The sequence below is a fragment of the Paenibacillus sp. GL_099_B genome (genome assembly GCF_057835695.1).
Genome location: NZ_CM174430.1, coordinates 2,607,741 through 2,619,131 on the forward strand (window position 1 = coordinate 2,607,741; position 11,391 = coordinate 2,619,131).

Genomic DNA, 11,391 nt, shown 5'->3' on the forward strand with positions numbered 1-11,391 from the left:
GTTTATGTAAGAAAATAGGGATGGAATAGCGTTTCATCTGCATTTTTTTGATTTAATTTGACACTAGGACAATTTACATATGAGACCATGGGAGGGATTATTTTGATTCTTACCGTGTATTCCGGTCGGGAGGAAGGCGAGTGGTTCGACATCGAGGTACCGGATGAATGTACTATTGAACATCTGAAGACATTGCTGGGAGTCCGTATTTTCGGTCAGGCACCGGGAGAGGGCATTCAGTACATCCTTGAAGCCAAATTTCCGGAAGGATTGTGGTTCTCGCCACAAAACTCACAACAGTTAATGGAAACAGGGCTGCGTCAAGGAAGTTGTGTACGGGTCCAGCGGGCGTTTTCCACCACTTCTGAAGAAGCGCCGGTGTATGGAAGACGTTCATTGTTTCAGCAGGACAGCAACGAATGAACAATCTGAACGTATATATTGTTTACGGCAATGAAATATAAGGAGGTCTTCTCTTCGTGAATGTGTTATATCAGCGTTCTCCAAGAATGACACCGGTTCTCAAGGAAGAAAGGCTGGAAATTCTAAGGCCTCCTGCAGAACCAAACAAACCTACATTTTCAATGATTTCTATTATTGTACCGATCATGATGACGATGGTCAGCATCGGTTTCTACGTATATATCAATATGAGCGGCAAAATGAACAATCCCAATTATATGATGTTTCAGATGATGACGGTTATGATGATGCTTACTTCATACACGATTCCGTTTTTTGTATATCTGAGCAACAAGAAGTCCTATCGCAAAAAGTTGGAAGAGCGTACTACCATGTATCGTGCACAACTGGAGAAACATCGTGAAGAGCTGAAGGAAGCTCAAGCGGAGCAAGTGAAGAGTCTGTATGAAATTCATGGGGATCCCAATGTATGTCTTCAGTTGGTGAAGAATCGCAACAGTTCGTTATGGGAACGTTCCCCGGAAGATGATGACTTCTTGCAGGTGCGAATCGGCACAGGCGAAATTCCGTTTCGAATCAAACTTCAGGTTCCTCGTGTGGACGGTTATGAAAAGGATGAGTTAATTGAAGCGGCTCATGAATTGGCAGCTGAGTTCGAGACGGTGCCCGAAGCATCGATTACACTGCCTTTATTTCAGTCGAAAGTGATGGGGTTGGTCGGCAATCGTGAGGAAGTACTCGCTTCATTGCGCGTAATTATTTCACAACTGACCGTCCGTCATTCACCGGATGAATTAAAGATTGCTGCCTTTTATGAAGAAAAGGAATCAAAGGAATGGGATTGGCTGCGCTGGTTGCCCCACATTTGGGATGAAGATCAGGGACAACGCTATATGGCCGACAGGCACAGCGGTGCGCATCAATTGGCGGACAGCTTGTTTTCCGTGTTGAACCGACGGCGCAATAATAAGGAAGATCGCTACAAGAAAACCGTGCAAACTCCATGTTATGTGGTGGTTCTCTCGGATACGCAATTAATAGAAGAAGAGCCGCTACTTCCCCTGCTGCTGGAATCAGCTCAGGAGATCGATGTATGTACCATCATATTGGCAAACCGTAAGGAATCGCTACCCATGCATTGTCAGTTAATTATGGAGGCTTCCAAAGGCAAGGGGCTTTATATCAAAAAAACCGAGGATGCCGACGTGATCAGGCAAACATACACGCCAGATGTGATCTCCAGAGAATCCGCAGAGGCGCTCTCGCGTTATATGTCACCGATTCGTCTGAAACGTTCATCCGCTTCGGATATACCTCAGGTGCTTCCGTTGTTCGACATGTTAAGTACATCACGAGTAGAGGATCTGGATGTGGTCACACGCTGGAGCCAGACACGATACCCGGACACACTTCCCGTACCAATGGGCGTGCGAGCTGGCGGCAAGAAAATTGCGATTAACTTACATGATAAAATTGAACGTCAGGGTCATGGCCCGCATGGTCTGATCGCAGGGACAACGGGCTCAGGCAAAAGTGAAGTTATCCAGTCGATTGTGGCCTCTCTGGCTGCCGAGTTCCATCCACATGATCTGGCCTTTATGTTGATTGACTATAAGGGCGGCGGGATGTCCAATACATTTGTGGGCTTACCTCACGTTGTCGGCACGATCACCAATCTGGATGGGAATTTGATTGAACGAGCCAATATCTCACTGCGGGCCGAACTGGTCAGAAGGCAAAAAATATTAAATGATGCTGGAAATCTCCAGCACATTGATGAGTATTACAAAATTCTGCGTTCCAGACATGAACAGCCGTTGCCGCACTTAGTTATCATCATTGACGAGTTTGCGCAATTAAAGCGGGATCAGCCGGAGTTCATGGATGAATTAATCAGCATAGCGGCCATCGGCCGGACACTAGGTGTACATCTTATACTGGCAACCCAGAAGCCTGCAGGTGTGGTTGATGATAAAATATGGAGCAATTCGCGTTTCCGTATCTGTCTTCGCGTTCAAAGCGAAGGGGATAGTCGGGATATGATCAAAATTCCGAATGCGGCTTGGATCACCAAGCCGGGTCGTGGATACTTCCAGGTAGGCAGTGATGAAGTGTTTGAGGAAATGCAATTCGCCTGGAGCGGTGCGCCGTATAATCAGCAGGAAGATACAACGACGGTACTGCCTGTTATGGAAGTTCGTTTGAATGGGAAACGGGAGCCACTCTTGACTGGAGAGCGCAGAGCTGTGCTCAAAGGTGAGGATGTGCCCAAGCAGCTTCAGGTATTTATTGATTATGTGGCAGAAGCGGCAGCAGAGGCGGGGATCACCCGATTACCGGGACCTTGGTTGCCACCGTTGCCTGAGACACTCGAATGGGAATGCCTTAACGACTGGCAGGAAGAAGAGAATCGTGAAGTATTGCTTGACGGCGGTGCCTCTGGCCTGAAACCTGTAGTTGGCCTGCTGGATGATCTGCCTAATCAACGACAGCAGCCGCTCGCACTTCCGGTGGATCAGGGACATCTGGTTGTATACGGTATGCCTGGTCTGGGGAAAACGACGTTTGTGCAAACCTTGCTGATGTCACTGGCACGTTCTAAGCGGACTGAACCTTGGCATGGCTATATTATTGATATGGGCCGGATGATGAAGGATTTCGCAGGCTTGCCTCAGATCGGTGCGGTAATGATGTCTGAAGAGGAAGATCGGATCAAGCGGTTATTCCGATACATCCTGAAACTGTCTGCACAACGCAAAGACATGATCTCGGAAGCCGGGGTTAAGACAATATCAGCCTACCGTCGCACAGCCCATGCAGCCGTGCCGCAAATTGTAGTTGTTATCGATGGTTATCTTTCTTTCCGAAATGCGTATCCCGAGGAGAATGAACTTCTGGAAACGATCCTTCGTGAAGGCGGTAGTCTGGGAATCACATTTATCCTCACGGCCAACCGTGTTACGGATGTATTTGAGAAATTCAGAAGCAATATTCCCAATGCGGTTTCGTTTGAATTATCTGATCCAAGCGACTATTATTACGCAGTGGGTCGGCCGTCCAAGGCACCTAGCCAGCTTCCACCTGGAAGAGGACTGGTCAAAGGACAGGTTCCTCCATTGATGTTCCAGGCGGCATTGCCGTCATCCGGAGCAGATGAAGGCAAACGTTCTTCCGCTCTGCGGCGCACGATTGCAGAGATCAGAGAAAACTGGAACGGAGAAGAAGCACCGCAGATTGCGCCGCTCCCGGAAGAGGTTAAGCTCAAAGATGTGCTTATCCGTACAGGAACCTTCGGGCAAGTCGGAGACGTATCATCCTTAACAGTACCCGTAGGTTTGCTGACTGATGATCTGGAACCCTTCCAGTTAAATTTGCGTGAAGGGCCACATTTCATGGTTACGAGTCCGATGGAAGGTGGCAAAACGACATTTTTGCTGACCTGGATGTTATCCCTTGCCTATCATGCGTCTCCTGAAGACGTGCAAATATACACGGTAGATATGCGGTATGGTTCCGGAGGACTGGGGGAAATCAGCAGTTTGCCCCATGTCCGTGGACATGTATCCCGTGAAGAACAGCTTGCACCTGTGATCCAACAGTTGTACGATGAAGTTCTAAAAAGAGGCGAGTTAACCGGTGGACCGGAGATCGTTCTCGTTATCGACGATGCGGATACGTTATCCAAGCAATTAAATGATTTTAATGTGAAGGATCAATTGGGAGCGATCGTTCGTCAAGGCAGGGATCGAGGCATACATGTGATTCTGTCAGGAGTTCCGGCAGACTTTCCAACCTTTGGTTCTGACTGGGTGAACGATGTGAAGGCTTCCCAGAGCGGATTGTTGTTCGGGACTTTAGACCCTAATGATCTCTCGTTCTTCCGTATACCTTATTCGGAGTCCGGAGGGAGTTCAACTGGGCTGAAGGTACTGCCTCCGGGTCAAGGTTATTATGTTAAACGTAAATATTCCAGGGTTAAAGGTGCAATTCCATGTGATGGCACCTGGAAAATGACCGATTGGATTTCTGAAATTCGTGACCGATGGCATGTTGTAGTTTGAGGGGAGGTGGCTCATAATGTTGACGGTTCATGATTCCAAGCAAAAGGTAGTCACTTTGCAAATAAAAGAGCTTTTTTTCCTGGCCGGTATTCTCGGTTCAGACCGATTGCTTGGCGTGGAAGATCCGTTCCGCGGGTATATGGCGGAAGACATTGCTTTGGAGTGGGAGCGTGTAAAGACCTCCCTGCTCGACAAAGGATATCTGATTCAGGATCAGGACAGCAATGAGCTGATCATGACACCGACCGTTTTCTCCAGGGTAGCCATTGCGGGACTGTCCGACAGGGCTTGCTGGATTCGCTACACGCACAGCGGCAAGTCGTATGAAAGTTATGTGCACTGCACGGATGAACGTGTCGTTGAAGTATCCCGTGTTGCAGACGAACCGGACTCGTTCCGGCTGAGTGATTTGGGGAATGTTCGTGAAGCGATTGATTTTCTGATTCAAAGAATGAATTGGAGTGGTCATTCTCCGGCGGAAAAGCCGGCTCTGATGTGCTCCAAGAAAAAATTCTATGATGTGATGAATGATCTGAAGAACAAAGAATTACAGGCAGTGGCTGATGAGTTAGTACAAGAGACAAGCGATCCCGAGGGGTCACTTGCGCTTGCGCGCTGTCTGGTGAACAAGGAATCTGAAGGGGAACTGCGGTTGCTCGTATGGAACGGAGAAGGATGGAAATCACAGTCTGCGGCTTTCGCTGCAAGTACGATATCCAACTGGCTGTTCCGCATGAGTACTGCGGCTTCGGATGATTGGCTTGTTGCAGCACTGACGACAAGAGAACAGTTTCACGAGATGCTGCTGGACTGGCTTAAACAGCCTGCAGGGGAAGAGGAAAGGTGATGGTAAATGCGCATTCGTGTGGAACCGGATGTGCTTCGGGCACTGAGCAGGCAGATTCAGTATGCGGCGGAGCAAATACAGCAAAAGATGACAGTATTGGATCAGGCCATTCATTCGCTGGAGTGGGATATTGAAGCCCGCGCCGCGATCATGAATGAATGGAATCACAGCAAGCGACTCTGCGAAGCAGCAGTACTTCGTTTTATGGACTTGAGCGTACAGCTGGGACGCAAGGCCTTGTTATTCCAGCAGGTGGACATGGAGTATCGTACAGTGTTGAGTCATGTGAACACAGCCTATGGCAATGCGGTCAATATGTTGAATGTTCTTCAGACGGAGCGTGCAGGAGAAATTATGCCTGCGCATTCGGCAACTGCTGCTGTTGTATCCGATCCATTTTCCGCGGTAGCGGCAGTGTACCGTGTACAGGATGCCGCACCGCCTGATGGCTCACCGGCGACCCTGATTCAGGCCATGCAACCTGAACCTGTGGCGTGGAGATTCACAGATCCCTCCTTTCGTGGGAGAAGAGGAACCGAACCTGTGGTTTCCTGAGCTCACGGGGTACAAGGCTGAATAAGCAAGACAGCAGAAAGTGAATTTTTTTATAAATAGGCTGTTAGGCGAAGTTTCGAATGCCAAAAATGGGGTAAATAGGATTAGGTCCTTCGGCTTTTGTCCGATCGATCCTTGTATAGTACAATTTGAACAAGTGAATTTAATTGCACAAACCAAGGAGGAATTACAAATGGCAGGACGTATTTTAGTTACCCCAGAACAGCTTGATCAGGTTTCCAACCAATTTAAACAAAGCGGTGAGCAAAGTCAGCAAATCGTTTCTACATTGACTCAATCCATCACAAGCATGGAAGGACAATGGGAAGGTATGACGAAACAACGCTTCTTCCAGGAATTCCAGGAAGCCAGCAAACAAATGCAATCTTTCGTTCAAACGCTGAATAGCATCAGCGCGGAACTGACGGCTATTGCCAACAAATTCCGTACGGCAGACCAAGCTCGCTAATCTGCGATACATAGTTCGGGCAGGTTCCATATCCGAATTCGCCCAGAATCATATGCAGGAAGCAAGCTGAAGATTTACAACTACAGCAAAAACCGGGCGTTTTCACAACACCCGGTTTTTGTTGCACTATAACAGAATGACAGAGAGAGGGATGAGCATGTCTTTTCAACCAAATCCCGGGGATGAAGTGGTGATTAACGACATTGCCTATATCATTGGGCAGCATCCGGCTGCACCTGGTCTGGCTTACGCCCAAGCTGGAAGGCAGGGTATCGTCTATCAGTTGTTACCCCGTAACGGTTCCATAAGTGGGGCCAAAGCACTAAAAGTATTTTTCCCTAAATTCCGTATCCCGGCTATGGTGTATCAGTCTGAGCATATGGAGTCTTATAGTGAACTGCCAGGTTTGCAGGTATGCAAGCGTGATGTGCTCACTCCGGAAAGAAACGGAGCGCTCATTGGAGAACATCCTGATCTGTTGTATGCGGTATTGATGCCGTGGGTGCATGGTCTGACCTGGTTCGATGTAATCAGCGATCAGAAGCAGCTGACAGCAGAGGAAAGTCTGAAGCTGGCGAGAGCCCTGGCCGGGATCGGCTCGGCCATGGAACAGCGTGGACTGGCTCATTGTGATTTGTCCGCACCCAATGTGATGATTCCGTTTTTTTCCGAAGTGGAGAACCTGAGAGGGGTTTCAGCAGTTGAACTGGTAGATGTAGAGCAGATGTACGGTTCCAGAATGGATCGTCCGGATGCATTGCTTGCCGGTTCACCAGGGTATGCGGCCCATCGGACAGTGCACAGCGGTTTGTGGAGTGCGTATGCCGATCGTTTTGCCGGAGCAGTTATCATTGCTGAGATGTTAAGTTGGTCTGATGCAGCGATTGTGGAGAAAGCATGGGGAGAAAGTTATTTTGACCAGCACGAAATGCAGACGGTAAATGAACGTTATTATGCAATGAGAGAATCGCTCCAGAAGCGCTGGGGCTCCAAGGTGTCAGATCTGTTTATTCGTGCCTGGGAGAGTCATGATCTCAGCAGCTGCCCTACGTTTGGCGAATGGTTTGTGGCGCTGGCTGCTGTGGACATCCATCTGGCAAGCGCAGCATCTGTTGAAGAATCTGAAGTCATGGCTTCAGACCAGACAAATTCAGTCGAGACGAACCAGATTAAAGGGACAGGAGCAGCAAGCGGTATATCGGATAAGCAGGGAAATACGGACCAGAACGTGCCCGCTGTGGAACCTTCTCCTGGTCAGGAAGCGGTAGTGAATCGCCTCTTCCTTCAGGCGAGAGCATTGGAGGATGAAGGCAAACCGGCCGCGGCGTTGGAAGTGTATCGTTCATTACATCATTTCATTCCGGATAACAGTGCGATGCAGATGGAAGTTGAGGCTGCGATTCAAGAGCTGGACGCGAAGCTAAATCCCAAGCATGATGATGCAGCTCAGCCAGCCAAGATTCCTTTTTACCGATCCAAAAAGTTTATGATTTCTTCGGCGGTGCTGATTGTTCTGCTGGCTGGAAGCGTGCCAACGGTTAAAATATTGGCCGATCAGGCTGAGGTTAAACAGAAGGAGCAGGAGGCGGCTGCCAAACAGGCCGAACTAAAGGCTGCGGAAGAGGCCGAAGCTGTGAGGGTGACTGCTCTGAAGCAGCAGGAAGAAGAAAAGAAACAAAAAGAAGCAGATGCGGCGAAACTTGATGCAGAGGAAAAGAAAAAGCTGGCTGAAGCGGAGAAAAAGCAGGCAGAGGCCAAGAAGAAAGAAGAAGAGCGTAAAGCGCTTCAGGCCAAGTATGATAAGCAAGCGAAATATGAGGCTTATCTTGCCAAGCAGAAACAACAGAAGCTTGAAGCAGCCAAGAAGGCTGAACAGGAAAAGTACGACAAACAGGCAAAATATGAAGCCTATCTGGTGTGGAAAAAAGAAAATGACGCCAAAATTGCGAAGCAGGAAGCCGAGCGTAAGGCAGCAGCCGAGGCTCAGCGCAAACAGGAGGCGTCCCAGAAAGCTGCGCTCAAGAAAATACGGGCCCAGAATGTCGTCACACTGATTGCCCATTACAATAAAACGTATAATGCGCAAAAAGGCAGAAAAATTGAGAATGCCGAATCATACGCGCGTGATTTCAAAAATCTGTACAACACCGACGCGTCCTATTTCAAAGGTGTCGGTAAAGTGGCAGCACGAATGAATGCAATCAATAAATTCCTAAGCAATACGGATTATACATTACCCAACTTGTAAAATAACGTAAACGACGGAGGTGACACATCCCAGATGAACTACACAATTCAAGCATCCCAGCGCACACCCGCACTGATTATCTATTTAATTGATATTAGCGCCTCCATGAACATGGTTCTGGACAACCGTCGGCGGATTGATGTCGTCTATGATGCCTTATCTCTGGCTATTCGCCAAATGGTGTTTCGTTCGACCAAGGGGAACAGATTGACACCCCGTTACAGGATCGCGATTCTGGCATACAGCGACGATGTGTACGATCTGTTGAACGGGATTAAGGGCATCGACGAAATCGCTGCTGTGGGTTCCTTGCCCGACTTAACGCCGAAAAGATTCTCGGATTCAGCGAAGGCTTTCCTGCAGGCCGAGAAAATTCTACAGGCTGAAATTCCAAATATGCAGGATTGTCCTGCGCCGCTTGTATGTCATATGACCGATGGGGTAGCTACAGGCGAAGATCCGGAGCCCATTGCCAAAAGAATCATGGGTATGAGTGTGCCTGATGGCAATGTACTCGTTGAGAATATTTTTATATCCGATCATCTGCTGGAAGGCCCTATTCCGGAGCCCCGAAGATGGAAGGGAATATCTCAGGAAACGGTCCTTCAGGATGAACATGGGGAGAAGCTGCGCAATATGTCCTCGGTTCTGCCGGAAAGTTATCGTGAAATGCTGGTTGAGGCGGATTATCTGCTTTCACCTGGTGCACTGATGATGCTTCCTGGTACTTGTGCAGAACTGGTATCCATCGGGTTTCAGATGTCCGCTGCTACGCCTGTGAGATAGGAGGGGAATCATGAGAGCGATGCGTTTGGCAACATTGTCTGCTGAAGATAAGGGAAGCCGTGCGGACCATTATCAGGGCAACTTTCGCTATGTGAGTGTCCAGACGGGGGAACAGCCCTTGACCCGTTATCAAGGTACATTCAAGTGCAGGTACGGTTATGGAAGAGCGGCGGAGACCGTTAATCAGGGAGACACCGGACAGGATTTTGCTGCTGTTCGCATGAATGGTAATGTGTGTACTTTCGTATTATGTGATGGGGTAGGCATGAGTTACCTTGGTGATTTTGCTGCACGCTTTCTGGGGAACGCCTTGTTGGAATGGCTGGAAACGACTCAGCATCCTTCTTTGGATGCTATGGAACGTCTGCTTCATGATTTAACCAGTCCGGCATCCGAACAGCTGGAGAAGTTGCAGCCTTTGGAGAACTCGCCTATACTGCTTCGGGAAGTGCTGATGGAGAAGCGGAGCAAGGGAAGTCAGGCCATGTATGTGTGTGGACGCATCGAGCTCTCGGCAGGCAATCGAAAAAGCAAAGTGTGGCTAGCCTGGCAAGGAGACTCGCGAATCCGTCTCTGGCGTAACGCTCAGGAACAATCGGCAGCATTTCAGGTGAACTGCCGTACAAATGAACGTTGGTCTACATTAGAGGGGCCAGTTGGTGGCAAACCGCATATCTATGAGGCGAAAATGTCTGCGAATGAAGTGATTCGTCTGCAAATGTACACGGATGGCCTGAATGACCTGGATGCGATCCAGGCTTATATTCCGGATGAGCACATCCAGGTGCTGCTGGATGCGAGACATACGGGCGGGCTTGAAGATGATGCCGCTTTCATTGAGCTGGAATGGTGAGGTCGGGTGAAGCATTACAGGATGATCTGATCATGCTGCTGAAAATGGTGAGCATCACCCACGAAAAAACTTGTCCGTGTTGATTTAAAAGAGACTCTTTTTGGGTAATCTTGTGAAGAATCTACTTACAGATATTGCATGAACGTACATTCTTACATAATTACTGAGCGAGAAGGAGTGGAATGGATAATGACACAACATAACGGCAAGTCACGGTTCGAAGGCAAAGTCGCCATTATTACAGGGGCTGGTTCGGGGATTGGCAAAGCGGCAGCGCTTAAACTGGCGAGTGAGGGAGCACATGTTGCGCTGCTCGATCTGGTTAATGATCGGATCTCGGAGACGGAAGCCGAAATTAATAAGCTGCGTGCAGGTGCGGCAAGAGCATTCGATGTAGATATTTCCGATCCTGCCCGGGTGGAAAAAGCAGTTCTGGAGACCATTGAATTGTTCGGCGGTCTGGATATCGTTTTTGCCAACGCAGGTATTAATGGCGTATCGGCACCAATTGAGGAAATTCAGGTTGAGGATTGGCAGCAGATTATTACGACGAATCTGAACGGGACTTTTTTCACGATCAAATATGCACTGCCTCATATGAAGAAACGTGGTGGCGGCAGTATCATTATCACGAGCTCCATTAACGGTAATCAGCGCTTCTCCAGCTTCGGCATGTCGGCGTACAGTACATCTAAGGCGGGGCAAGTTGCTTTTGCGAAGATGGCTGCGCTGGAATTGGCGAAGTTCAAGATTCGTGTCAATGTCATCTGTCCTGGAGCGATTGCAACGAATATTGACCAAAGTACGGTCAAAACGGATGAGTTGCAGCAAATTGTCATTCCGATGGAATTCCCGGAAGGCCAGCAACCGCTTGCGGACGGACCGGGTCAGCCAGAGCATGTCGCTGATCTGGTAGCGTTCCTGGCTTCTGCGGAGTCCAGACACATTACAGGTGCGGAAATTGTCATTGATGGTGCAGAATCTCTGCTTAGCTAAATGAGCATTTTGTATCCATCCATAGAGCGATTTTCAATCAGCGTCGTGAGCGAGTTAAATTGAAGGATGCAAAATGTTGAAATGGATGTATCTATGAAGTCGTTCCTCTGGAACGGCTTTTTTTGTTATAATGCTAACATTCGAATAGACACG

9 protein-coding genes are annotated in these 11,391 nt (G+C 48.6%); all 9 read left to right on the plus strand.

All coding sequences use genetic code 11. The features are described 5' to 3' along the window. The first annotated feature begins 102 nt into the window (after nt 1-102). The 9 genes from AC3ITG_RS12195 (at nt 103) to AC3ITG_RS12235 (ending at nt 11,238) form a co-directional block, all read left to right on the plus strand. Nucleotides 103-423 (plus strand): hypothetical protein, encoded by a 321-nt coding sequence (locus tag AC3ITG_RS12195; protein ID WP_090896181.1) that lies wholly within the window; start codon nt 103-105, stop codon nt 421-423. A gap of 56 nt (nt 424-479) precedes the next feature. Further along, the gene (essC, locus tag AC3ITG_RS12200) at nt 480-4,484 is read left to right on the plus strand and encodes a type VII secretion protein EssC (protein ID WP_489253839.1); all 4,005 of its coding nucleotides are present in this window, start codon (nt 480-482) and stop codon (nt 4,482-4,484) included. A 16-nt stretch (nt 4,485-4,500) separates the two neighbouring features. Continuing rightward, entirely contained in the window at nt 4,501-5,331 is an 831-nt protein-coding gene (locus AC3ITG_RS12205; RefSeq protein WP_413377629.1) for a hypothetical protein, read from the plus strand. A gap of 6 nt (nt 5,332-5,337) precedes the next feature. Further along, nucleotides 5,338-5,886 (plus strand): WXG100 family type VII secretion target, encoded by a 549-nt coding sequence (locus AC3ITG_RS12210; RefSeq protein ID WP_413377631.1) that lies wholly within the window; start codon nt 5,338-5,340, stop codon nt 5,884-5,886. A gap of 193 nt (nt 5,887-6,079) precedes the next feature. Then, the gene (locus AC3ITG_RS12215) at nt 6,080-6,355 is read left to right on the plus strand and encodes a WXG100 family type VII secretion target (protein ID WP_017689071.1); all 276 of its coding nucleotides are present in this window, start codon (nt 6,080-6,082) and stop codon (nt 6,353-6,355) included. A 157-nt stretch (nt 6,356-6,512) separates the two neighbouring features. After that, nucleotides 6,513-8,603, plus strand: coding sequence for a hypothetical protein (locus tag AC3ITG_RS12220; RefSeq protein WP_489253840.1), 2,091 nt, complete (start codon nt 6,513-6,515; stop codon nt 8,601-8,603). Between the two features lie 33 nt (nt 8,604-8,636). Next, complete coding sequence (locus AC3ITG_RS12225) at nt 8,637-9,389, plus strand: vWA domain-containing protein (protein WP_064639011.1); 753 nt, start codon at nt 8,637-8,639, stop codon at nt 9,387-9,389. 10 nt (nt 9,390-9,399) lie between these two features. Next, on the plus strand, nt 9,400-10,242 hold the full coding sequence (locus AC3ITG_RS12230) for a hypothetical protein (RefSeq protein WP_489253841.1): 843 nt from the start codon (nt 9,400-9,402) through the stop codon (nt 10,240-10,242). A 189-nt stretch (nt 10,243-10,431) separates the two neighbouring features. Beyond that, a complete protein-coding gene (locus tag AC3ITG_RS12235) occupies nt 10,432-11,238 on the plus strand; it encodes an SDR family oxidoreductase (RefSeq protein WP_063566319.1) in 807 nt (268 codons plus the stop codon). The last annotated feature ends 153 nt before the right edge of the window (nt 11,239-11,391 follow it).

What these genes read in the sequence shown, in the direction of transcription:
- AC3ITG_RS12210 (WP_413377631.1), top strand. Translation starts at nt 5,338, where the DNA reads ATGCGCATTCGTGTGGAACCGGATGTGCTTCGGGCACTGAGCAGGCAG.
- AC3ITG_RS12225 (WP_064639011.1), top strand. Translation starts at nt 8,637, where the DNA reads ATGAACTACACAATTCAAGCATCCCAGCGCACACCCGCACTGATTATC.
- AC3ITG_RS12235 (WP_063566319.1), top strand. Translation starts at nt 10,432, where the DNA reads ATGACACAACATAACGGCAAGTCACGGTTCGAAGGCAAAGTCGCCATT.
- AC3ITG_RS12215 (WP_017689071.1), top strand. Translation starts at nt 6,080, where the DNA reads ATGGCAGGACGTATTTTAGTTACCCCAGAACAGCTTGATCAGGTTTCC.
- AC3ITG_RS12220 (WP_489253840.1), top strand. Translation starts at nt 6,513, where the DNA reads ATGTCTTTTCAACCAAATCCCGGGGATGAAGTGGTGATTAACGACATT.
- AC3ITG_RS12230 (WP_489253841.1), top strand. Translation starts at nt 9,400, where the DNA reads ATGAGAGCGATGCGTTTGGCAACATTGTCTGCTGAAGATAAGGGAAGC.
- AC3ITG_RS12205 (WP_413377629.1), top strand. Translation starts at nt 4,501, where the DNA reads ATGTTGACGGTTCATGATTCCAAGCAAAAGGTAGTCACTTTGCAAATA.